At 68.3% G+C, this 23,032-nt stretch carries 18 protein-coding genes; 10 read left to right on the plus strand and 8 right to left on the minus strand.

Annotated elements, in window-relative coordinates:
- Positions 1 to 55: 55 nt before the first annotated feature.
- The 6 genes from JAO81_RS21455 to JAO81_RS21480 all read left to right on the plus strand — a co-directional run bounded on the left by JAO81_RS21455 (position 56) and on the right by JAO81_RS21480 (position 7,741).
- Positions 56 to 448: a very short patch repair endonuclease gene (locus tag JAO81_RS21455; protein WP_199549568.1), complete on the plus strand. Its 393-nt coding sequence runs from the start codon at positions 56 to 58 to the stop codon at positions 446 to 448.
- A gap of 234 nt (positions 449 to 682) precedes the next feature.
- A complete protein-coding gene (locus JAO81_RS21460; RefSeq protein ID WP_199549528.1) occupies positions 683 to 1,708 on the plus strand; it encodes a PD-(D/E)XK motif protein in 1,026 nt (341 codons plus the stop codon).
- Complete coding sequence (locus JAO81_RS21465; RefSeq protein WP_199549529.1) at positions 1,705 to 3,660, plus strand: hypothetical protein; 1,956 nt, start codon at positions 1,705 to 1,707, stop codon at positions 3,658 to 3,660. The genes JAO81_RS21460 and JAO81_RS21465 overlap by 4 nt, the downstream gene beginning before the upstream one ends.
- Positions 3,657 to 4,553 carry a hypothetical protein gene (locus JAO81_RS21470; RefSeq protein WP_199549530.1) on the plus strand — a complete coding sequence of 299 codons (897 nt, stop codon included), beginning with the start codon at positions 3,657 to 3,659 and terminating at the stop codon, positions 4,551 to 4,553. The genes JAO81_RS21465 and JAO81_RS21470 overlap by 4 nt, the downstream gene beginning before the upstream one ends.
- Positions 4,553 to 6,376 carry a DUF6339 family protein gene (locus JAO81_RS43710; protein WP_307813538.1) on the plus strand — a complete coding sequence of 608 codons (1,824 nt, stop codon included), beginning with the start codon at positions 4,553 to 4,555 and terminating at the stop codon, positions 6,374 to 6,376. Before JAO81_RS21470 ends, JAO81_RS43710 begins: the two co-directional genes overlap by 1 nt.
- Before the next feature lie 9 nt (positions 6,377 to 6,385).
- On the plus strand, positions 6,386 to 7,741 hold the full coding sequence (locus JAO81_RS21480) for a DNA cytosine methyltransferase (protein WP_199549531.1): 1,356 nt from the start codon (positions 6,386 to 6,388) through the stop codon (positions 7,739 to 7,741).
- A gap of 277 nt (positions 7,742 to 8,018) precedes the next feature.
- Here JAO81_RS21480 and JAO81_RS21485 read toward each other — a convergent pair whose 3' ends face one another.
- The gene (locus JAO81_RS21485) at positions 8,019 to 8,567 is read right to left on the minus strand and encodes an N-acetyltransferase (protein ID WP_199549532.1); all 549 of its coding nucleotides are present in this window, start codon (positions 8,565 to 8,567) and stop codon (positions 8,019 to 8,021) included.
- A gap of 623 nt (positions 8,568 to 9,190) precedes the next feature.
- On the opposite strand from JAO81_RS21485, the gene JAO81_RS21490 reads away from it, so the two are divergent.
- The gene (locus JAO81_RS21490) at positions 9,191 to 10,042 is read left to right on the plus strand and encodes an SDR family oxidoreductase (protein ID WP_199549533.1); all 852 of its coding nucleotides are present in this window, start codon (positions 9,191 to 9,193) and stop codon (positions 10,040 to 10,042) included.
- Between the two features lie 101 nt (positions 10,043 to 10,143).
- Here the strand turns inward: JAO81_RS21490 and JAO81_RS21495 are convergent, their stop codons facing one another.
- On the minus strand, positions 10,144 to 11,619 hold the full coding sequence (locus JAO81_RS21495) for an MFS transporter (RefSeq protein ID WP_199549534.1): 1,476 nt from the start codon (positions 11,617 to 11,619) through the stop codon (positions 10,144 to 10,146).
- Positions 11,620 to 11,733: 114 nt separating this feature from the next.
- A complete protein-coding gene (locus JAO81_RS21500) occupies positions 11,734 to 12,945 on the minus strand; it encodes a DUF445 domain-containing protein (RefSeq protein ID WP_233415704.1) in 1,212 nt (403 codons plus the stop codon).
- Between the two features lie 466 nt (positions 12,946 to 13,411).
- On the opposite strand from JAO81_RS21500, the gene JAO81_RS21505 reads away from it, so the two are divergent.
- Entirely contained in the window at positions 13,412 to 14,722 is a 1,311-nt protein-coding gene (locus JAO81_RS21505) for an SGNH/GDSL hydrolase family protein (protein ID WP_199549536.1), read from the plus strand.
- A 43-nt stretch (positions 14,723 to 14,765) separates the two neighbouring features.
- Complete coding sequence (locus JAO81_RS21510; RefSeq protein WP_199549537.1) at positions 14,766 to 15,854, plus strand: hypothetical protein; 1,089 nt, start codon at positions 14,766 to 14,768, stop codon at positions 15,852 to 15,854.
- Between the two features lie 3 nt (positions 15,855 to 15,857).
- On the opposite strand, the gene JAO81_RS21515 is transcribed toward JAO81_RS21510, so the two are convergent.
- From JAO81_RS21515 to JAO81_RS21535, 5 genes are all read right to left on the minus strand, one after another.
- Positions 15,858 to 16,889, minus strand: coding sequence for a hypothetical protein (locus JAO81_RS21515; protein WP_199549538.1), 1,032 nt, complete (start codon positions 16,887 to 16,889; stop codon positions 15,858 to 15,860).
- An 81-nt stretch (positions 16,890 to 16,970) separates the two neighbouring features.
- The gene (locus JAO81_RS21520) at positions 16,971 to 17,663 is read right to left on the minus strand and encodes a DUF1707 domain-containing protein (RefSeq protein ID WP_199549539.1); all 693 of its coding nucleotides are present in this window, start codon (positions 17,661 to 17,663) and stop codon (positions 16,971 to 16,973) included.
- A 102-nt stretch (positions 17,664 to 17,765) separates the two neighbouring features.
- On the minus strand, positions 17,766 to 18,743 hold the full coding sequence (locus JAO81_RS21525) for an ATP-binding cassette domain-containing protein (RefSeq protein ID WP_199549540.1): 978 nt from the start codon (positions 18,741 to 18,743) through the stop codon (positions 17,766 to 17,768).
- Between the two features lie 7 nt (positions 18,744 to 18,750).
- Positions 18,751 to 19,605 (minus strand): ABC transporter permease, encoded by an 855-nt coding sequence (locus JAO81_RS21530; RefSeq protein WP_307813540.1) that lies wholly within the window; start codon positions 19,603 to 19,605, stop codon positions 18,751 to 18,753.
- Positions 19,598 to 20,401, minus strand: coding sequence for an ABC-2 family transporter protein (locus tag JAO81_RS21535; RefSeq protein WP_199549541.1), 804 nt, complete (start codon positions 20,399 to 20,401; stop codon positions 19,598 to 19,600). The genes JAO81_RS21530 and JAO81_RS21535 overlap by 8 nt, the downstream gene beginning before the upstream one ends.
- Before the next feature lie 185 nt (positions 20,402 to 20,586).
- Here JAO81_RS21535 and JAO81_RS21540 point away from each other — a divergent pair, with 185 nt between their 5' ends.
- Positions 20,587 to 22,983 (plus strand): transglycosylase domain-containing protein, encoded by a 2,397-nt coding sequence (locus JAO81_RS21540; protein ID WP_199549542.1) that lies wholly within the window; start codon positions 20,587 to 20,589, stop codon positions 22,981 to 22,983.
- The last annotated feature ends 49 nt before the right edge of the window (positions 22,984 to 23,032 follow it).

Genomic DNA, 23,032 nt, shown 5'->3' on the forward strand with positions numbered 1-23,032 from the left:
GCGAGAGTCTGGGGCCGTGGACCCAACCGCGTCGTCCCCGTCCGTCTCCAAGCGCATGAGCCGTCAGGCCTCCCGCGACACTCAGCCGGAACTGCTCGTGCGCCGCTTGCTGCACGCAGACGGTCTGCGGTACAGGGTCCACTGTCCCGTCCCCGGAATGCCTCGGCGGAGCATGGACATCGGCTTCAGCAAGTTGCAGATCGCTGTGTTTCTCGACGGCTGCTACTGGCACGGATGCCCGGAGCACGCGACTCATCCACGGGCCAACGCTGAGTGGTGGCGAGCGAAGCTCGACCGGAACATCGCACGCGACCGCGAGACGACCGATCACCTGACTGCCTCAGGTTGGTTGGTGATGCGGTTCTGGGAGCATGAGCCGGCCGGTGATGTGGCCCGCCGTATCGAGGCGGCAGTAGTCGCCCGCAGAGCGGCTTCAGGCAGTCGCTGACTCCCTGAAGCCGCACGGTCGACGCCGCATTGGGAACGTGATTCCCAATGCCACGACACACACCGATCCACATCGTGTAGACATTGCGTGCGTGGGCGTGTTTCGTCATGCCTGACGGGTGACCCTGGCGTGCCTAGTAAACACAGCACTCCTCGGTCTGGATGCTTCGACGAACAGCTAACGGGGAACGGTCGTCTCTCGTGACCGACGCGGCCTCGTCAAAGGTAAGGACCCATGAACGAGGACGAGCTCCGCAGTCTGATCGAGCAGCGTTGGGTCGCCCTCGAGACCGAACCGCCTATGGGGGAGCGTCGGCTGCGGGTCGCGGAACTCTCCATGCCTACTGACGGCGCGCCCTTGGCTGTAGCTGTCGACAACGACGGCCACCGGCATCTCTTGGTGCCGATCCACTCGCACATAAAGGTACGCACAGGGCTGGACGGGCCGGTACTGCAACTGCGGAGACGCCCTCTGGAAGACGCGGAAACTTACGGGACCTACGCGGATCTGGGCTGCCTGCGCGATGATCTCAAGGACCTGTTCACAGAGTTGTGTGTGGACGTGCTGGAGAAGGCCGTCACGCTGCCCGAGAACCCGGTCAAAGCGCTGTATCGCGTGCTCGACCGCTGGAGGTCCCTCTTCCGTACCCAAGGACCGCCCCTGGGTACGCAGGAACTCGCCGGGCTCTTCGGGGAGTTGACGGTGCTGAACCGGCTCCTCGCAACGGACCCGAGTGCACACCGGATCTGGCGTGGACCTGATGGATACCGCCACGACTTCTCGACTGCGATCAACGCCGTCGAGGTTAAGGCGAGCACCAGCACCGAAGGCCGACGGCCACGGGTTCATGGGCTCGACCAGCTCGAAGCCCCCGGCGGTGGAGCCCTTTGCCTGGCGTGGTTCCGGTTGCACCGCACCACTGCACGCGGCGTGGGCTCCAAGTTTGTGGATTCGGTGGAGGAAGCCCTTCGACTTTGCGATGACGAGGGCGCTCTGCTCGAACTGCTCGCGAGGGCCGGCTTCCGACTTGCCGATGCCGATCTGTACGAGGACGTGTGCTTCGCGGTCGGCGAGGAGAGGTGGTATCGAGTGGACAGGGACTTCCCAGGCTTGACCGGCGCGGCGCTCGCCGAGGCAGGTGTGGCCGTCTCAGCCCTGGATGTTGAGTACACCATCGACCTGTCCGGTGAAATTCCCACACCGATGAAGCCCGAAGAGGTTTCCCTGATGATCGAGAAACTGACCCGGGAGCCGGCGTGACCAAGCCCCGCTGGTTTTCCCAGCAGTATCCGCCGGAGGGCGCCAGCGCCGCCGAAGGCATCCGCAATCAGCTCGGTCGCCCTGAGCTCGATCTGCTCACCTTGCTGGTGCGTGAGTCCGCCCAGAACAGCTGGGACGCCCGCATCAAGGAATCGTCCGATCCTGTCGACTATCGCATCGACCTCTGGACGGTCGGCCCTGCGCACACCGTCGCGTGGCGTGAACTCCTGCTCGACGGCGCACCCAGGAACGACGAGCACTTTCCTCTGCGCGAGACGCTCAGGCTCGGTGCTGCCCGTGTTCTGGCCGTTTCCGACCGCGGGACCAGAGGACTCGGCGGTCCCACACGTGCCGATCAAGCCGTTGGTTCGGAACGCGACTTCGTCTCGTTCATCCGCAACATAGGCGAACCACGAGAAACGGCCCTGGGCGGCGGTACCTACGGCTTCGGCAAGGGGATCTTTTACCTCCTCTCGAAGTCCGGGACCGTTCTCGTCCATTCCCGATGCCGAACACCTGACGGGGGCTACGAGACACGGCTCATCGGCTGCACTCTTTGGCAGAGCTACGTCGCTCACGAGGCAGTAGGCGATTGCCGGTACACGGGCCGCCATTGGTGGGGAGACACCTCGGGAGAGGTCGTCGAGCCACTGGTCGGCCCGGCGGCCGATGCGGTGGCCAAACGGCTGGGGCTTCGTGGGTTCGGAACCCAAGAGACCGGGACGACCGTAATCGTCATCGATCCCAACCTGGACGACCTCGAACCCACTGCAGCTGCCGACTACTTGGCCGAGACCGTGGCGTGGCACCTCTGGCCGAAGATGATCTCCGTAGCGGGCAAGGGACCGGCGATGCAATTCTCCGTCACGTGCAACGGAGACGACCGCCCTGTGCCCGACCCCAGGGGGACCCGCCCGTTGGACATGTTCGTCACTGCGTACGAGACGATGCTGGGGGCGGATGGCAGAGACTTGGCGTGCCAGAGACCTCAGAAGCATCTCGGGCGCCTCGGGCTGGTGAAGCGCATCATGCCGCCATTGGAACCGACTCGGGCGTCGCGTCTGCTCAGCATGGAGGACCTCGTCCACCACGTGTGCCTGATGCGGCCGGCGGAACTCGTCGTCACGTACCACCCGGGGCCGAAGCCACCGAGCGTGAACCAGGGCTATGCCGGAGTCTTCCGTGCCGACGAGGCCATGGACGAGGTCTATGCGAAGGCCGAGCCGCCCACCCACGACGCCTGGCACCCGCAGTCCTTGGACAGGCCCCAGAGCACCTACGTCCGGACGACGTTCCAGCGCATCACTGAGGCATTGAACGACCTGCTCTCGCTGAGCGGGTCCGCCCGGTCCGGTGCGAGCAACGTCGCACTGGGAGCGGCCAGTTCATTCTTCTCCGGCTTGGTGGGCGGAGCCTGGGGCATCGGCGGAGCCACGGCCTACTCCGACCCGAGCGCCGGCGGCGCCCACACCTCGACTCGAAGGGGTGACGCACGGCGTTCGGCAAAGGGCCGCGCCGCCTCGGAGGAACCATCGCCCGACCGAACCGGGCCGGCCTCCGGTGACCACGGAGAGTCATACGATGCAGAGAACCTTGCACCTGGCTCGAAACGACGACGCCCACGAGTGCAGTACGTGGGTGATCCGTACTATGCCGATCGCGGGGAGGACGAGCTTCTCGTGCAGGAGTTCTGTCTGCCCGTGGACGGCACGCAGCGGGTCCGCATCGACCTCGCCGTCACCCTTCCCGGCACGGGCGGGCGCGAGACCGACCCTCCCATCGGAGCGCACACCCCCACCCTTGTCGGTTGGGAGGGCCCCGACGGTCGACTGCAGACTACCGATGCCTGTGTCATCGAAGGGGGCACGTCCGTGTGGCGCGCGCTGGTTCGTCCAGCCCCCGACACCATGACCGAGATCGGCATCAAGGTCGAGGCGGTGACAGAGGCGTGAGCCGTCGCGTTCTGCCGTACCGGGCGCCGAGCGAGGATGTCGTTTCGGCCGAGCCGTGGATGCTGGTGACAGACGACGGCGAGATCCCCATGCCGGAGGCGTTGCCGGACTGGGACTACCACATGGACCTGCGGATACGCAGGACCGTCAGCGTTGATCTCGACCGTGCGCGCGCGCAGTCGGGCCTTCCGCCCAATTCGGCGCTCACCCTCGCCGTGGTGTGGACAGCCACAGGTTCGAACCTCAGCGGTCCGGCGGAACACGTACGTCTCACGGACAACGGCACGATCGTCGCTCAGTTCGACATCGTCCTGAAGGGCACGGACCTCGGTGGTCTACTCGCCCTCGACACCGCCCTTGTCCTGGCCGAACGGCGCCCAGACGCACGCCCTTCCTCGCCTCGCCGCGCAGGCTCGCTCCTTTGGAGCAACCGGGAGGAGCTGCGTCTCCAAGGCGACGCTCCCCAGTTCCCTATGGCGGTGATCGATTTCTCCCTGACGTCGTTCCCCGACAACGCCGCCTGGCACCTGCAGATCAGCGGTGGGCTGGACGGAGCCACCATGGGCTCGCTGCTCCTCCTGGTCAACGAGCGAAGCAAGCTCACTGCAACCGCGTTCGAGAACGCGGGAAAGCCCCGTCCGATCGACCGGGTCATTCTGTCCGCGGTGTACGCGGACGCCGCACGCGTCATGATCGAACACGCGCTGGCCAACGACGATTTCACCGAGGACGGTGACTTCCCCGACGGGTCGCTCGGGGCGACACTGCTGAGCCTGTTCGACCGACTCTTCCCAGGACAATTGGTCACGGACATCCGACTGCGTCAACGACAGTCACCCGCCCTGTTCGCCTCGGACGTACAAGCGGCGGTCAAGATCTTTGAGGTGTCATGATGAGCGTTCTCTACCCTCGCCTGCTCGCCGCACAGGCAAAGCCGCTCTTCGAGGAATACCGACCCCTACCCATCGCCGAACTTGCCGGTCGAGTCCGCTTCGCCCACGAGTCCGCCGTGTATGTGGCCACCGGCGGCGACAGAATCTCCACAGCCCAGCTCCGTCAGCTGCGCGAAGGAGTCGTAGACCTGGCCAAGCACGCAGGGTTCCCCGACGATTCGGACCGCGCGCGCAACGCCGATTTCGACCTTCAGCTCGCTGCCCTGCTGCATGCCGAAATGGGAGTGGTACCTGCCGAGGCCGCTTCCCGGGACGTCTGGGCCTTCCTCTCTCTCGTCGTGCTCCCGGATGTTGCGTTCTGGCGCTACCCCCAGCCCCCTGGGGACCGAGTCCTCGGCACCGACCTCACGCGTCATGTCTTCGGTCGCCTGTGGTGGCGCGCACAGCTGGTCCGAGCCTCCGACGCCCCGGAGCCGTACGGCGCTCTTGAGATTCTCGGTGAGGCGGCCTTCGACCAGATCTACGCCCGTCGTGCCGCGCTCGGCGGCAGCCCGCACATGGTTCGAGCGATCCTCCGTGTGTGGAAGGACCTCGATCTAAAAGGTCTGAACGAGCGCGAGACACTCCGCGACTTCCTCAAGCGGTTGCTCCGACTTGCCCCGTTCGTGCTCTTCGACAGTATCGAGGACCACGCACTTGACGACGAGCTGCGAGCGGTAGCTGAGGAGTCCGTCACCGCGCAGCGCGCCGCGTCATGGTCCGCCGGGCGCAACGCGTCGCAGAGCCATGCTGTCGAAGCGCCACCGCTCTCGGCGCCACAGCACCCAGTCCCCCCGCCGCAACCACCCACCCGGTCGGCGCCGGTCGAGGTTCGCCGATTCCGATCCATCGAACTCTGTGCTGGTTGCGGCGCCCAGGCACTCGGCTTGGAGCGAGCCGGATTCGATCCTGTGTTACTCATCGACAGCAAAGCGGACGCCTGCTTCACCATCGCGGAGAACAGGCCTGAATGGGACACCGTCTGCATCGACCTCGCCCATTTCCCGGTCAGCGAGCGCCCTGACATCGTCGGTGTCGATCTCCTGAGCGGCGGTCTCCCGCGGGTCAAGTCCATGGCAACTGCCGGGCGCGACGAGGACACAGAGGAGCGCAGAGTTCTCCGGGCCGCAATCGAGCTCACACACAAGGTGACGCCTAGGGCCGTGCTGCTGGAGAACGTCCCGGACCTGGCCGAGAGCTCAGCTTTCGAGGTCGATCGAGAATGGATGACGACCCAGCTCTTGGAAGCCGGGTACCGGACGACTTGGAAGGTCCTGAACGCCGCCGACTTCGGCGTTCCGCAGAACCGCAGGAGCAGTTTCCTGGTGGCCATGCGAGAGCCGAATTTCTCGCACTTCTCCTGGCCCCAGCCAGCCGGCAGGCCCGCTCCAACCGTGGGCCAGGTGCTCGGGGCCTCAATGTCCTCACTCGGCTGGTCCGGGGCGACTGAGTGGATCAAAAGTGCGGATCGCGTAGCGCCCGCACTCGTCGGCGGCTCCGATCGACGAGGCGGCGCCGACCTGGGGCCCACCGGCAGCAAGAAGGCCTGGGCCGCACTGGGTGTGAACGGCAACAGCCTCGGCGATGTGCCGCCAGGTCCGGACTTCGCCCCTGGTGAGATGCCCAAACTCACCGTCGAGCAGGCCGCATTGATTCAGTCGATCCCCCAGGAGTGGATCTTCACAGGCGGCAAGACATCCCGGTATCGACAGATCGGCCACGCCATGCCTCCGCCTCTTGCCACTGCTGTCGGACTCGCCATCGCAGCCGCTCTACGAAGCTAAGATCGCCCCATGCGCGCGGATCACCCCGACGACCTCAAGATGATCACCGTCCTCGACCTGTTCTCGGGCTGCGGTGGTTTCACACAGGGATTTCACGAGTTCCGCCCCGAGGGGGGCGAGGACGGCGGGCCGGTCTTCCGAAGCATTGCGGCAGTCGAACACAACGCCGCTGCCGCTGCCACGTACGCGGTCAACTTCGGCAAGGGAAGGCTCGACAAACGCGTGCCGGCAGCGCGAGTCCACTTTGGGGACATCGAGAAGTGGGAGCCGACCGAGGACGATCTACACGCGGACGTAGTGGTCGGTGGCCCTCCGTGCCAGGGGTTCTCCGCCCTGAACCGGAACAAGAAGGGCACAGAGCGTAACCGCCTGTGGGAGGAGTACGTCCGGATCGTCGCCAAGGTTCGCCCCAAGGTTTTCGTGATCGAGAACGTCGACCGTTTCCTGAAGTCGGATGAGTTCCGCAACCTGCTCAGCGAGGTCCGCGAGGGCGGCAAGCTGGCCGACTACCGGCTGGTCGATCCTCCGGGCCACGTCGCTACCGACACGGAAGAGCGGAAGTTCAAGCGCTACCTTCTCAATGCTGCCGACCATGGCGCGGTCCAGGCGCGGCGACGCACGATCGTCATCGGAGTCCGCAGAGACGCCGAGAACGGTCAGCCCATGTCGTACCCGACGCCCACGCGAAGGCGCCGACCGAAGAGCGACACGCGGCCTTCTATGCAAACGCTTGACGGCATCGGTACTGATTCCGCCTACTGGGAGTCCGTGGACAGGGTCTTCGCGGAGTCCTCGAAGATCCCCCTCACGGGGACAGAACTCCCGATCGGCGAAAAGCACATCGACGACATCGGCGAGAACGTTCCCGGAATCTTCACTACCGGCGATCTCCATTTCGGGCGGCAACCGAAACAGCTTTCAGTGGCTCGCTATCTCGCCATCCCCCCTGGCGGTAACCGAAAGAACCTGGAAGGCAAGTGGTACAGCGTCGGCGAGGACGGAACCTTCGCGTTCCATACGGAACCGAGCCCTGAAGGCGTAAAGACTGCCATCGAATACCTGTCGACCGAGAGCTGGGACAACCACAAGTCCGGCACAGGCGATGTCATGGGCCGACTGCGCCTGGGCGAGCCATCCGTCACCATCCGCACCGAATTCTTCAAGCCGGAGAAGGGTCGCTACCTGCACCCCACGGAACCTCGGCCAATCACCCATTACGAGGCTGCCCGAATCCAGGGATTCCCTAGAGAGTTCCGTTGGTGCGGATCAAAGACTGAGATCGCAAAGCAGATCGGAAACGCGGTTCCCATCCCCCTGGGCGCGGCAGTCGCTTCGGCCATTTACGACTGCCTGCGTAGTTCGTAAACCCTCACCTTCGATCAGACCGTCGAGAGCCGCCGACGAGCAGGCATCCTCACATTCGCCGGCGGACTGATCGTCGCCCTGGCCTTCTTCCCCGGCCTGTCCCACGTCATCGACGCGGACGCCATCGTCGCGGCCCTCATCACCGACGCCCTGTCCCGAGGGGCCTGCCTGACCTGACGGCACAGACCTCACAGAGGGACCGTTCGTCCAGGCGAAACTGGGCGATTCCCAGCTACCCACTGGACGTTTGGTCCCTCCGTCACGCGACCCCCACCTGCTAAGCCGCCAACTCCGCCCGCGGATGCCCCGGCGCCAGGAAGACGACCACGTCGTTGTCCGCGTCCGGCAGTGGGCGCACCTCGTGCCAGCCCAGCCGCCGATAGCTGGCCACCGCGGACGTGGCGCGGCGGGACATGGGGACCCATGCGCGGCCCGACGGGGCGTCCTTGACGAACTCCGACAGGAGCGAGCGGCCCACGCCCGCCGGGCGGGCGCGTTGACGGACCGCCAGTTCGTCCAGTTCCAAGGCGCCGACGAGCAGCGAGCGCACCCGGTCCGGGCCCAGTTGGGCGACGACCTTGGCGTATGTGCGGGTGTCCGGCAGGGCCGCGGGCGTGAGCCAGGCGATGGCGAAGCCGTCGATGCCCTGGCCGGACTGGGCGAGTACGGCGCGGAAGCCGGGGCGGTCGGCTTCGTTGCACAGGCGGTAGTGGAAACGCTGGATCGATTCTTCGTTCTCGTTCCACGGCGGGGCCGAGAAGACCTCGGCGTACGCGTCGACCAGGTCTTCCACGAGGTCGAGGACGGTGGGTCCGTAACAGATCACCTGAACTGCTCCTTGCTCCGCTCCTTGGATCCCGGACTCGCTCCCGCGAGGTCTCGCTGATCCCGGTTGATCCACTGGGTGCCCCCGCATACGGCGAAGGCGAAGGCGAAGGTGACGGCCACTTCAGAGCCGCGTACCTGCATGCGCTATGACCGAATGTAGGCGTTACGAGCCGGTATTGAGCGCTGAGTCCGCTAGAACACCCTCTGATGCAGAAGAGGTTGGTCGGCGAGGATCATCAACTTCCGTACCGTAAAGCCGAGATGAGCATGGAACATATGCGTTCAGGGCCTCTGGGAAGGTGCTCCCTCGGCGCACTGAAATGCCCCACAAATGGCCTCCGAGTACGGGCGTGTCGCGCCCGGCAACCGTTCCTACGGTACGAACACACAGCCCTCCCCGTACGCCCCATCCCTGAACTGGACGCCACTGAACTCCCGTACGAGAGCAGCCGGTTGGACGACGATCGGACATCCTGGGGCGACGATCGGACACCGGGATGGCAATCGGACACCGGGGACGGCAATCGGACACCTCGAATCGAGGACAGAAGTTGTCCGCATGCCTCTCTACCTTGGGAAGTACGGAATCACCCACGGCTTACCACCACCCAGGGAGAAGTCATGATCCTCGTCACCGCCGCCACCGCCCCCGTAGGCCGCTCCGTGGTCGAGCAGTTGGCCACCGCCGGTGTCGCCGTCCGCGCCCTCACGCGCGACCCCGAGCGGGCCGGGCTGCCGCCGCAGACCGAGGTCGTCCCGGGCGACCTCGGGGACGCGGGGAGCCTGAAGGCCGCCCTGGAGGGGGTCGACGCGGTGTTCCTGCTCGCCGCCTCGCCGGACTTCGACGCGGCCGGCTTCGCGGCACTGGCCGAGGAGGCCGGCGTACGGCGGATCGTCTTCCAGTCGTCCGGCGCCGTCGCGGACGGCGAGGCCGAGCAGCCCGACCCCGTCGCCGCCTTCCACCACGGCATCGAGCAGGCGTTGCGCGGCTCGACCGTCGCGTACACGTTCCTGCGCCTGGCCGTCGAGTCGTCCGGCTCGCTGGAGTGGTCCTTCGACCTGGCGGGCCAGCTGTCACGCGGCGACGTGATCGCCGGACCGTACGCCGAGGCCCTCGAAACCCCCGTCCACCCGGCCGACTTCGCCGCCGTCATCATCGCCGCGCTCACGGATGACGGCGCGCACGCCCATCGCGTGTACCCCGTCACCGGACCGCATCGGCTGAGCCTGCGCGAGCAGGCGCGGCTCCTGGGCGAGGCGCTGAACAGGCCTTTGAGGTACGAGGAGTTGGCGCCGGAGGCGGCCCGTGCGGCGATCAGCCCGTACGCTCCGGCCGACCTGCTCCTGAGCACGTGGGAGCGCCACACCAAGGGCCCGGTGCCCGTCGCCGACACCCTCCAGCGCCTCACGGGTACCGACGGCCGCAGTGCGCGGGAATGGGCGGCCCACACGGCCCTCCGGCTCGCCCACTGAAGGCACACCGCCCGAAGGCACCCCGGCCCCACGCCCCACCCACCGGTGGCCCCACCCACTGGTGGCCCCACCCACCGGTGGCCCCCACCGGGCAGCCACCCTCACCGAGCGCCCGCCCCCACCTCCGTAGCCGCCGACAGCGGCATCGCGATGTCCTCGAGCGAGCGCCGTTCGGCGCGTACCGCGAACACCGACGCCACCAGACCCGCCGCCACCATCAGCCCGGCCCCGATCTGGAACGCGAGCACCGTGTCCCCGACCACGCCCGACTCCGTGAGCTTGGCGAACAGGAGCGGGCCGCTGATGCCGCCGGCCGCCGTGCCGACCGCGTAGAAGAAGGCGATCGCCATCGCGCGGGTCTCCATCGGGAAGATCTCGGAGACGGTGAGATACGCGCTGCTCGCGCCGGCCGAGGCGAAGAAGAGGACCACCGACCAGCAGGCGGTCAACGACGTCGCGGTCAGCGACCCTTGGCCGAAGAGGTACGCCGTGCCGAACAGCAGCAGTCCCGAAAGCACGTACGTCGACGTGATCATGACCTTGCGGCCGATCGTGTCGAAGAGCCGGCCGAGCAGCAGCGGGCCCAGGAAGTTGCCTGCCGCGATCACCGCGAAGTAGTAGCCGGTGCTGCCGGTGGGCACGTCGAAGAACTTGGTCAGGATCGCACCGAAGCCGAAGGTGATCGCGTTGTAGAGGAAGGCCTGGCCGATGAAGAGGGAGAGGCCGAGGACCGTGCGCTTCGGATAGGCGGTGAACACGGTGCGCGCCACGGTCAGGAACCCGGTCGACTTGCGCTGCCGGATGGTCATCTCCGAGGCGGGCGGCGGCAGTTCGGTGCCCTTCTCGGCCCGTACGCGCTCCTCGATCGAGCTGACGAGATCCTCCGCCTCCTGGCTCCTGCCGTGGATGAACATCCAGCGTGGGGATTCGGGCACATTCCGCCGTACGAGAAGGATCACCAGGCCCAGGACCACACCGAGCGCGAAGGTCAGCCGCCAGCCGACATCCATGGCGAAGAGCGAGGTGTCCAGCGCGACGATCGAAAGCAGCGAACCGCCGATCGCACCCAGCCAGAAGCTGCCGTTGATGATCAGGTCAACCCGGCCCCGGTAGAGGGACGGGATCAGTTCGTCGATGGCCGAGTTGATCGCCGCGTACTCGCCGCCGATGCCGAAGCCGGTGAAGAAGCGGAAGACGAAGAACCACCAGGAGCTGAAGGAGACCGCGGTCAGGGCCGTCGCCGCCAGATAGACGGCGAGCGTGATGATGAAGAGTTTCTTGCGGCCGAAACGGTCGGTCAGCCACCCGAAGAAGAGCGCTCCGCTGCACGCTCCCGCCACATAGAGCGCGGCCGCGACGCCCGTGACCTGCGCGGACGAGATCGGCAGACCACTGCCCTCCTCCGAGAGGCGGCCCGCGATATTGCCGACGATGGTGACTTCGAGGCCGTCGAGGATCCAGACCGTCCCTAACCCGATCACCACCATCCAATGCCAGCGCGACCAGGGCAGCCGGTCGAGTCGGGCGGGCACGGACGTGGTGACCGTGCCGCTGGGGGCGGCGGATCCGGTGGACATACGGCACCTCCTGGAAACGGTGCCGTCCGAGTCCCCCCGGCCTGCGGGTTTACGCCTTCACGTACGCCCCGCGCAGAGCCCTGACCTCCTGTCCTACGCCCCCGGTGCGCACCCCTACGCCCCGAGCGCGTGCGTCAACGTATAGATCAGCAGCCCCACCAGCGCCCCCACCACCGTGCCGTTGATCCGGATGAACTGCAGGTCGCGGCCGATATGCGCCTCGATCTTCTGCGTCGTCTGCTCGGCGTCCCAGCCCGCCACGGTGTCCGTGATCAGTGAGGTGATCTCGCGGCGGTACGTGTTGACCACATGCACCGCGACATCCTCGACCCAGCCCTCGACCTTGTTCTGCAGCCGGGCGTCGGAGGACAGCCGCGCACCGAGGGACAGCAGCCCCGCCCGTACCCGCAGGCGCAGCTCACTGCGCTCGTCCTCCGCCGCCGCCACAATCATCTGGCGTACGGAGGACCAGGCCGAGGCGATGATGTCCTGGACCTCGCCGCGGCCGAGGACCTCGGACTTGAGGCGCTCCACACGCATCCGCGTATCCGTGTCGGACTGCAGGTCCGACGCGAAGTCCGTGAGGAAGCGGTCGATGGCGCCACGCGCCGGATGCTCGGGCATGTCGCGCATCTCGGTGACGAAGCGCAGCAGCTCCTTGTAGACCCGCTCGCCGACCTTCTTGTCCACGAAGCGCGGGGTCCAGCCCGGCGCACCGCCCTGGACCGCGTCCATCACCTGGTCGCTGTGCAGGACCAGCCAGTCATGGGCCCGTACGCAGACCAGGTCGACGACCTTGCGATGGCCCCCGTCCGCCACGATCTTGTCCAGGGTCTTGCCGATCCCGGGCGCGATCTCGGCGGCGTCCGCGCGGCGGGTGATGGCCTCGCCGACCACGGCCTGGACATCGGAGTCGCGCAGGACCGTGAGGGCGCCGCGCAGAGCCGTGGAGAGTTCGGCCGTGACGCGATCGGCGTTGGCGGGTTCGGCGAGCCAGTCGCCGAGCCGGGCCCCGATACCGACGGCGCGCAGCCGGCGGCGTACGACATCCTCGGAGAGGAAGTTCTCACCGACGAACTCGCCGAGCGACGCGCCCAGTTGGTCCTTCTTCGTGGGGATGATCGCGGTGTGCGGAATGGGCAGGCCGAGAGGGTGCCGGAACAGGGCCGTGACCGCGAACCAGTCCGCCATCGCGCCCACCATGCCGGCCTCCGCGGCGGCCGCGACATAGCCGGTCCAGGGCCCGAACCCGGAGTTCTGCGCCCACTTGGCCAGGACATAGACGATCGCGACGAAGACGAGCAGGCCGGTCGCGGTGGCCTTCATACGGCGCACTCCGCGGCGGCGCTCCTCGTCGGCCGCATTGAATGAGAAGCCGGAACCCGGGGAATGCTGCCCGCGGGAAGACGGTCCGGATTCCTCCGGATCTGGTCCGGTTTCTTCCGCATCCTTCACGTTCGTCTGCTCCATCCGCCCTACCGCTCCATCCGCCGGCCGGCCCCCGGGGTCACGCACCTATTGTCCCTGCCTGAGCCGTTCTTCGAATTGTCCCTGCTTGCCCGTTCCTCGAACGCATCACATCTGACCGACTCCTGGAACGCATCAGGAGTTCCCGGCGTCCTCCTTGTCGACGCGGAACTCCGGGGAATCTCAGGGATGCCCCCGACGCCGCGCACGGGAAGACGGCAAGGCACGACACGGGGGGTACCGTGCGCGGCCTCGGGCCGCATACCGCAAAATGGGATTGTCCAACCGGAGCCTCGGGCTCCCCTGCCCGAGGAGCACACCGCGCATGACCAAGCGTCGTGGTTATGCCCTTGTCGCCACGCTCACAGCCGTGGTGGTGCTGATCTCCACCGTCATATACCTCGCCTTCTCGGGCGGTGACAGCCGGGACACCACCATCAGCGCGGGCCCCTCGCCGCAAGGTTCCGCCGATCGTGCGGCGGCCGGCTCCTGGGTCGGTACGTGGGCCACGGCCCCGGCCGGCGCCGGACCCCGCCCGGGGGCGGGCTTCGCGGGCCGCACCCTGCGCAATGTGGTGCACACCAGCGTCGGCGGTACGAGTGCCCGCATCACGCTCTCCAACCTCTTCGGCACCCGGCCGTTGACGATCAGCCACGCCTCGATCGCGCTGGCCTCCGCGCCGAGCAACCCGACCGCGCGGCCGGACAGCCTGCGCCGCCTCACCTTCGGCGGCCAGCCCCGGGCCGTGATCCCCGCGGGCGGCCAGATCGTCTCGGACTCGGTCCGGGTCGACGTACCGGCGGATGCGGACCTGCTGGTCAGCACCTACTCGCCGACGCCGTCCGGACCGGTCACCTACCACCCGCACGCACGCCAGATCTCGTACGTGGCGAACGGCGACCAGACGCAGAACCCGCGCGGCGACACGTACACGGAGCAGAGCCCGTACTGGCGCTATCTGACCGCCGTCGACGTGCTGACCCGCGAGGCGTCCGGCTCCGTGGTGGTCATCGGCGACTCGCTCACCGACGGCGTCACCTCCACGCTCGGCGCCAACGCCCGCTGGACCGACGTCCTCGCGGACCGGCTGCGCGAAGAGGCGGGCGCGCCCCGGCTCGGTGTGCTGAACGAAGGCATCAGCGGCAACCAGCTGATTCCCGGCGGGCAGTTCAAGGCCGCGGGCCCGAGCGGGGTGAGCCGCTTCGAGCGCGACGTCCTGTCCCGTACGGGCGTGAGGTCCGTGGTCGTCGTCCTGGGCGTCAACGACCTGCTGCGCAACCCCCGGTACGCCGACGCCGACCGGCTCCTCGAAGCTATGCGTGAACTCACCCGCCAGGCACACGCCCGCGGACTGCGGGTCACGGGCGCCACGTTGATGCCCTTCAACGGTCACCGCGGCTACCGTCCGCACCTGGACCAGCTGCGCCGCACGATCAACGCGGAGATCCGCAGCGGCCGCGTCTTCGACTCGGTCGTCGACTTCGACCGCGCCCTGCGCGATCCGTACGCACCGGACCGGCTGCGGGAGCCGTACGACTCGGGCGACCATCTGCACCCGAGCGATGCGGGATACCGGAAGATGGCGGAGGCCTTCAACCTTTCGCACCTGCGGGGTTCGGCCCCGGCGGAGCTCTGAGCCTGCCTGCTCCGTACGCCTGGGCGGTCGCTAGTCTTCGCGGATGCGTACGTGGTGGAGGGGGCGGCGGCTCTACGCGATCGGGGCCGCGGTGGTGGTCGTGGCGGCCGGGGTGGCGGTGCCGGTCACGCTCGCCGAGTCCGAGGAGCCCTGCTGGTCGGCGCCGGAGTCGGTGACGCGGCTTGTGGGGGATCCGGGGGCGGCGACGGAGGCACTCGATCCGGGGGAGGATCTGTCCCGCCTCGACTCGGTGCGCAAGCTGCTCGTCCACACTTCACTGTGCGATCCGCAGGACTTGGGCCGGGTGATCGAGTCGGCCACGATCCCGGCGGCCGGGAAACCCCGCACCACCGCGCAGGCACGCGCCGCGTACGCGGCGGCCGCTGCCTACGACGAGCAGTCGGACGTCCCCGGCGGCCTCGAACCGTTCCTCGCGCGGCTGCTCGCCGACTATGTGGTGGATGCCGCGCGCGCCGAGGATGTCGTCACCGACCGGCCCGGCGGTCCGACCTCGCCGGACGATGACACCTGGTTCGAGCAGTACGACCACCCTCAAGAGCCCCACGCCGCCTTCGCCTACAGGCAGTTCGGTGAAGGCCCCGAACTGAAGTGGCTCGTGGGCCGGCTGGCGCGGGACCCCAAGGCCTTCGCGCTCCTCTACGACGCCGAACGCGCCTATTTCGCCCACTGCTTGGAACGCTTCGACCCGCGTCGGCTGCTGATCGACGAACAGGTCACAAAGAAGGAAGCCCCTCGCAAGGTTCTCGACTACGACGTGCGCTGGTCCCTGAGTTACGCGGCCGACCGGATCGGCGGCCTGATGCAGGACCGGGTCGACAGCGCCCGCAGAGGCGAGATCGAGGACCTCGCCGCCTTCGACCGTGCGGTACGCGGCCACCTCAAGGGAACCTACGAGCCGGCTCCGGACCGGATCCGCACCCGCCCCGTCATGGGCGACATCGCGCGCCGCCCGGCGGCCGGTCCGCTGCGGGGCGATGTAATGGACGGCCGCCATCAGCTGCTGCCGGTGCTCGAGACGTGGGCCGCCTCGCACGATGTGCCGGACGAGCTGGTGGCGCGGATGCGCCTCCTGGTGGACGAGAACTACGTGCGCGGCATGGCCGTGTGGTGACGATCAGCCCGGCTGCACCGCATGGACGTCGGTGCAGCCCCGCCGCTCCCCCTGATCCTGCGCGAAGGCCCGGACCAGTTCCCGTACGCGGCGGTCGGACAGGCCCGTGTCGTCGTTCGCCCAGCCGCTGAAGTTGGCGTCCTCGCCGTCGCAGCGGGCAGCGGACGTGCCACTGTGCCGCTTGCCGTCGTAGGCGACGAGACGATTGCTCCAGTCTCCGTACCAGGCACCGAACATGGCGTCGGGCCTGCCGTACTCGTCCGCTGCGAGCTCGTCGCCCGCCGGGTCGTACCCGGCGCGGAAGAACAGCTCGCAGCGGGCCGCCGGCCCGGCCGAAGCGGCCTTGCTCCGTACCGTGGTCCCGGCGGGCAGACCCGCGTCGGCCAGGAATCCGCAGCCGGTGTCCCGGGCCTCGTGCACAGGTACCGGCCTGGCCGTCCGGGACAGGGCGTGCGCCGGGGTCTTCAGCGGCGATGCTCCGCAGCCCAGCTCCTGCGCAGCGTGATTGGCCACTGCCACCGCGGCCCGCAGGACGGCATCCTTGGCGTTCACGTTCTCGTCGTAACCGGCGGTGGCGCGCACGAGCATCCTGCGGGGCCTGCCGTCGTCGTCCTTGCCGAGCGCGGGACAGTTCCGCAGCAGCTGCACGGCTCCGAACTGGTCGGTGATTCCCGGGAGTCCGCCGGGCAGCAAGCCCATCTCCGTCCAGCCCTCGTTCTCGAAGACCCGCCAGAACTCGTTGTCGACCTGGTCGCGATGCGTGTAGGCACCGACCTCGACGACGGTGCCCGAGCGGGTGCCGCCGCTGTCGTAGGTCACGGAGCAGTAGTACGAGGCGAGGCCTTCGATCCGCTTCTCCTCGGCCGCCTCCAGGCGCTTGCCGTCGGGGTTCAGCTCATCCACCACACCGTCCGGCAGCACTCCGCCACAGGCCTGACGCGCCACCCACCAGTCCGTCGCATACGGCTTCCCGCAGTACCCGACCAGCCCGAGCACCGCCACACCGAGCACCGAAAGCTTGACCCAGCGTCGCACTCGCAACCCCACCCCGTACCACCGAAAGACCGAACGGAGCGGACCCTACCGGCAGCGCCCGACCCACCGGACCGGCAGGCCCTACTCCCCCAGCTCCTTGCGCTCGGCCCTCTTCTCCAGCTTGGCCCTGCGGCGCTCCTCCTTGAGGCGCTGCTTCTCCGCGCGGGTCACTTTGCGTTCGACACCGACCCCGCCCATGAGCGCGAAGCCCGTGAGGACCACGCGGGGCGCCCCGGGGTCGCCCGGTACGCCCTCCTCGCGGTGGTCGAAGCCGCCCATGATGCCGAAGCCCCGCACCACGACCTCGACGCCAGGCGGGACGATCACGTTCATCCCGCCCATGATGGCGACGCAGTTGACCGTGATCTCGCGCTCCTCGAAGGAGGCCTCGCGCAGATCGATCTCGCCGCCGCCCCAGAACGCGAAGCAGTTGAAGCGGCGCGGCGCGGTCCACATGCCCTTGCGCTGGAAGCCGGCCATGATCGCCACGCCGCCGCGCGAGGTGGCCTCGCCGCCGATGCGCGCGGGCCAGTCGGGGCCCCCTGCGGGCTGAGCGGGGGCGAACGGCACGGGTGCCACGGCCTGTCCGGCGCCCGGCAGATCGCGGGTCAGGGGCTCCAAGTCCCCGTACGTACGCGCCTTGTAGACGGAATCGAGGCGCTCCTCGAACTCCTCCATGTCGAGGCGGCCCTCGGCCAGCGCGTCCCGCAGGACCTCGGCGACCCGCTCTCGGTCGGCGTCTGATGCCCTCAGCTCGGGCAGGTCGTCGGTCATATGAATCAGCCTAGCCGGGCGACCGCCACGAGAGTCACCCCCACCGGACCGAAGCAAGGCAACCGCGGCAAAGGGCACCCCGCCGGGCCACCGCCGCGACCGTCACCCCAGCTCCGCCCGGTCCGCGTACATCTTCGCGATCACCGCTTCGATATCGGGCTCCCGCACGGAGAGATCCACCAGCGGATACGCGGAGGCGATCTCGGTGACCAGCGGGGCCGCGGACGCGGAGGCCGGGAACGCCAGCCACTGGCGGGGGCCTTCCACCCGGAGGACCCGCGCGCCGGGCACGTCGAGCGGGGGCAGTTCGCGCTCCAGGTCCACCACCAGGGTGCGCTCGCTCTCGCCGATCTCGTGGAGTCCGGCGAGCGCGCCGTCGTACATGAGACGGCCGTGGTCGATGACCATCACGCGCTTGCAGAGCTGCTCGATGTCCTGCAGATCGTGGGTGGTGAGCAGGACGGTCGTACCGGCGGAGGCGTTCAAGTCCCGCAGGAATTCGCGGACTTTGGCCTTGCTGACCACATCGAGGCCGATCGTCGGCTCGTCGAGATACAGCACCTCCGGATCGTGCAGGAGCGCCGCCGCGATATCGCCGCGCATCCGCTGACCGAGGGAGAGCTGGCGTACGGGGACGGCCAACAGGTCGGCGAGGTCGAGGAGTTCGACGCAGCGGTCGAGATTGGCGCGGAAGCGGGCGTCCGGGATGCGGTACATGCGGTGGGCCAGCTTGTACGAGTCGATGAGCGGCAGGTCCCACCACAGTGTGGTGCGCTGCCCGAAGACCACACCGATGCGGTGGGCGAGCCGGGTGCGCTCACGGGAGGGGTCGATGCCCGCGACCCGTACGCGCCCGCCGCTCGGCGTGAGGATCCCGGTCAGCATCTTGATCGTGGTCGACTTGCCGGCACCGTTCGGCCCGATGTAGCCGACCATCTCGCCGCGCGGCACGGTGAAGCTGATGCCGTCGACCGCCCGCACCTCATGGCGTTCGCGCCGCAGGAACCCCTTCTTCTTGCGGACGTCGAACACCTTCCGTACGTCCTCGAGCTCGATGAAATCCTTGATCTCGGAGTCCACGACGCGATCAGCTCCCTGTACTGCGATACGCACGAAGTCCCGCCCGCCAGCACAGCCCCGCGAGCAGCGCGCACAGCACGGCGACGAGCGGCGGCAGGAAGGCCGTGAAGGACGGGGAGAACGGAAGGTCCACCGGGTAGGGCCGGCCGAGGACGTAGAGCGCGGGCAGCCAGTTGACGAAGGCCAGCGGCAGTACGAAGGTCACCCCGCGCACGAGGTCCTTGGCGAAGATGGTCGGCGGGTACTGAAGGAGCGTATTTCCGCCGTACGTGAAGGAGTTGACCACTTCCGCGGCGTCACGCGCCCAGAACTGGAACGCGGCACCGGCCACCATCACCGCCCCGAAGATCACCCCGCCGGACAGCACCATCACCGGGACGACGCAGACCTTGAGCACCGTCCAGTCGACGTCCACGAGGACCAGCGCCCACACCAGGACGAAGAGCCCCTGGGTGACGCGCCCGAGCCGGCGCAGAGCGAACCGGTCGGCGGCGACCTGCGCGAGAACCGGCGCGGGCCGCACGAGCAGGGTGTCGAGGGTGCCGTCGCGCACCCGCCGGCCGATCCGGGAGACCTGGCCGAGCGCGAGGTCGGCGAGACCGAAAGCGGTGCTGGTCGCCCCGTACAGGAAAGCGACCTCGGTGAAGTCGAAGCCGCCGAGACCCTCGACGTGCGAGAACATCAGCAGGATCACGACGAAGTCGAAGAACGTCACGACGAAGTTGGCGAGCAGCGTCATCGCGAACGAGAAGCGGTACGCCATCGTGGACCTGATCCACATGGCCGCGATCATCCGGAACGCGGCGAGCCCGCCGGCCACACGGGAGACCCCGGGTCCGGCGATGGGACGCGACTCAGCCACCCTGGACCACCACCCTTCGCCGCGCGACCAGTTGGAGCCCACGCCCGGCCGCGAGCAGCACCACGGCCCACCCGGCCTGGAACCCGTACGCCTTCAGCAGTCCCCAGCCGGTGTACTTGCCGAGGAACACATCGGCCGGCACCTGCAGCATCGACGCCCACGGCAGGACGCGCGCCACGTCGCCGAGCGCCCCGGGGAAGACGGTGAGGGGCAGCAGCATCCCGGAGAAGAACAGCCCGCACAGCCAGGCGATCTGCACCACGCCCGCCCCGTCCATCAGCCAGAACGCGCTGAGCGCCACCAGGAACCAGATGGCGAAACCGACCACGACCCCCAGCGCGACCGAGCCGAGGAACGCCGGCCACTGCCAGGCCGCGTCGGGCAGCGCGAGATCGAAGGCGAGCGCGCCCACGGCCATCGGTACGATCCCGCGGCCGACCAGCTCGAAGGCGGCCCGCCCCAAGTCGGCGGCCAGCCACCACAGTTGAAGATCGGCGGGACGGTAGAGATCGATCGCGATATCACCGGTCTTGATCCGCTCGATCAGCTCCTCGGCGAATCCGCCGCCGCCCATCAGACCGCAGGTCGCGAGCAGCGCCTGCCCGATCCAGACGAACGCGAGGGCCTCGGGCTTGTCGTAGCCGCCCAGGTTCGGACGCTCGTCCCACAGGGCGACGAAGGTGAACGCCAGAACGAACCCGAAGACGGTGTTGGTGAAGATGCCCGCGGCGGTCGCCACCCGGTACGTCGAGTGCCGCCGGAACCCGCCGGCCGCCACGGCCGCGTACAAGCGCACGTGTCTGCCCCTTCCCGGCCACGCGTCCACGGGCCGCCGACCCACCGGAGGCAGCCAAAGACGACGACCCTAGCCGCGCACGGCAACCGGGCGCCACGCGTTTTCACTCATCCGGCCGACCGCACGGCCGTCCGGGGCGCGCGGCGCAGACGGGGCTCATACAACCTGATGCCAAGGTGTCAGACATGAGCGACGAGCCGCGTGAGCAGGAGGGGCCGCAGCAGGGGTGGGCTCCCCGTGAGCCGGAGCCCGCCGGGGCGCCGCAGCCCGGTCCCGCATCCGCACAGGACCCGACCCCCAAGGGCAAGAAGAGCCGCAAGCGCACCGGCTGGCGGCGGATCCTGCCCACCTGGCGGATGGTCCTCGGCACCTTCCTGCTCCTGTGCCTGCTGATCGGCGGCGCGCTCGTCGCCGGCTACATGCTCGTCGACATCCCGCCCGCCAACGCCGCCGCGACCGCCCAGACCAACGTGTACCTGTACGCCGACGGCAAACAGCTCGCCCGCGACGGCGACATCAACCGCGAGAACATCCCGCTCGCCCAAGTCCCCGAGAACGTACGGCAGGCGGTGCTCGCCGCCGAGGACCGCGACTTCTACTCCGAGTCCGCCGTCGACCCCAAGGCGATGCTGCGCGCGGCCTGGAACACCGTCACCGGCAAGGGCAAGCAGTCCGGTTCGACGATCACCCAGCAGTACGTGAAGAACTACTACCTCAACCAGGACCAGACGATCGGCCGCAAGGTGAAGGAGTTCTTCATCGCGATCAAGCTGGGGCGCGAGGTCAGCAAGGACGACATCCTCGAGGGCTACCTCAACACCAGCTACTTCGGGCGCAACGCGTACGGCATCTCCGCCGCCGCCCACGCGTACTACGACAAGAAGCCCGAGGACCTGACCACCGCCGAGGGCGCGTACCTCGCGACGCTCCTCAACTCCCCCAGCGCATACGACGTGACGGCGCACCCCGAGAACAAGCCGCGGGCCGTGGCGCGCTGGAACTACGTGCTCGACGGCATGGTCAAGGAGAAGTGGCTGGCCCCCGCGGTCCGTTCGAAGATGAAGTTCCCCGAACCGGAGGCCGAGGCGGGTACGTCATCGGGTCTGTCCGGACAGCGCGGCTACCTGGTGAACGCCGTCAAGGACTACCTCCTCGCCAACGAGATCGTCGACGAGGACGAACTCAAGAGCGGCGGCTACCGCATCACCACCACGATCGACCCCGATCAGCAGGACGCCTTCGTCAAGGCCGTCGACGACCAGCTGATGTCCAAACTCGACAAGGACGCCCGCAAGATCGACCGGAAGGTACGGGCGGGCGGCGCCGCGATCGACCCCGCGACCGGCCGGGTCACCGCGCTCTACGGCGGGATCGACTACGTCAAGCAGTTCACCAACAACGCCACCCGGCGCGATTACCAGGCCGGCTCCACCTTCAAGGCCTTCGTCCTCGCCTCGGCCTTCGACCACGACTCCACCACCCAGGACGGCCGTCCGATCACCCCCAACACCATCTACGACGGCACCAGCGGCCGCCCCGTACAAGGGTGGAACGGCGAGCGTTTCGCCCCGGAGAACGAGGATCACGTCGACTACGGCAACATCACCGTGCGCACCGCCGCCGAGAAGTCCGTCAACTCGGTGTTCGCGCAGATGGCCGTGGACGTCGGCTCGGAGAAGGTGATGGACACCTCCATCGACCTCGGCATCCCGAAGACCACCCCCGGCCTCGGCCCGTACCCCTCGATCTCGCTCGGCACCCCGACCGCCAGCGTCCTGGACGTCGCCCAGGCGTATGCGACCCTCGCCAACCACGGCCGGCACGGCACCTTCGCGCTCGTCGACAAGCTCGAGAAGAACGGCAAGGAGATCGCGCTCCCCGCCCGGGACACCGAGCAGGTCATCTCCCGCGCGGCCGCCGACACCACCACCTCAGTGCTGCAGTCCGTCGTCGACGACGGCACCGGCTCCGCCGCACTCGCCGCGGGCCGCCCGGCCGCGGGCAAGACGGGCACGGCCGAGGAGGACAAGGCCGCCTGGTTCGCGGGCTACACCCCCGAACTCGCCACCGTCGTCGCCGTGATGGGCCAGGACCCCGACACCGCCGTCCAGACCCCGCTGTACGGGGCGCTCGGCCAGCCGCGCATGAACGGCGGCGCGTATCCGGCGCGGATCTGGGCCCAGTTCACCCGGACCGCACTGGCCGGCAAGCCCGTGCGGAACTTCGACCTGGAGATCCCGTCCGGTTCCGAGGAACCGCCGCCGCTGCCCACTGTCCCGCCGCAGGACGGCCGGACGGAAGGCGCCGACGAAGGCCGGACCCAGGGGCAGGACCAGGGCCGGACCCAAGGCACCGACCAAGGGCAGACCCAGGGCCAGGACCAAGGGCAGACGCAGGGCACCGACCAAGGCCAGGACCAGGGGCAGACCCAAGGCACCGACCAGGGCCAGACCCAAGGTCAGGTCCAGGGCCAGACCAACGGAGGCACCGACGGCGGAGCCGATGCCGGAGGGCAGGACGGCGGACAGGGCGAGGACGCGAGCGGGGGCGGGGGCGACGGGGCGGACGCCGGGAGTACGTAGCCCGCGTCATGCACGGATGAACGCATATGGGGAGGGGCCGGCGAATCTG

Origin of the sequence: Streptomyces sp. N35 (assembly GCF_016464295.1) — a bacterium.
In the GTDB taxonomy this organism is placed as follows: Bacteria; Actinomycetota; Actinomycetes; order Streptomycetales; family Streptomycetaceae; genus Streptomyces.

Excerpts from the sequence above, each read along its gene's own strand:
- JAO81_RS21455 (WP_199549568.1), top strand. The coding sequence starts at position 56 with ATGAGCCGTCAGGCCTCCCGCGACACTCAGCCGGAACTGCTCGTGCGC.
- JAO81_RS21490 (WP_199549533.1), top strand. The coding sequence starts at position 9,191 with ATGATCCTCGTCACCGCCGCCACCGCCCCCGTAGGCCGCTCCGTGGTC.
- JAO81_RS21495 (WP_199549534.1), bottom strand. The coding sequence starts at position 11,619 with ATGTCCACCGGATCCGCCGCCCCCAGCGGCACGGTCACCACGTCCGTG.
- JAO81_RS21480 (WP_199549531.1), top strand. The coding sequence starts at position 6,386 with ATGCGCGCGGATCACCCCGACGACCTCAAGATGATCACCGTCCTCGAC.
- JAO81_RS21500 (WP_233415704.1), bottom strand. The coding sequence starts at position 12,945 with ATGAAGGCCACCGCGACCGGCCTGCTCGTCTTCGTCGCGATCGTCTAT.
- JAO81_RS21510 (WP_199549537.1), top strand. The coding sequence starts at position 14,766 with ATGCGTACGTGGTGGAGGGGGCGGCGGCTCTACGCGATCGGGGCCGCG.
- JAO81_RS21540 (WP_199549542.1), top strand. The coding sequence starts at position 20,587 with ATGAGCGACGAGCCGCGTGAGCAGGAGGGGCCGCAGCAGGGGTGGGCT.
- JAO81_RS43710 (WP_307813538.1), top strand. The coding sequence starts at position 4,553 with ATGAGCGTTCTCTACCCTCGCCTGCTCGCCGCACAGGCAAAGCCGCTC.
- JAO81_RS21505 (WP_199549536.1), top strand. The coding sequence starts at position 13,412 with ATGACCAAGCGTCGTGGTTATGCCCTTGTCGCCACGCTCACAGCCGTG.
- JAO81_RS21520 (WP_199549539.1), bottom strand. The coding sequence starts at position 17,663 with ATGACCGACGACCTGCCCGAGCTGAGGGCATCAGACGCCGACCGAGAG.
- JAO81_RS21460 (WP_199549528.1), top strand. The coding sequence starts at position 683 with ATGAACGAGGACGAGCTCCGCAGTCTGATCGAGCAGCGTTGGGTCGCC.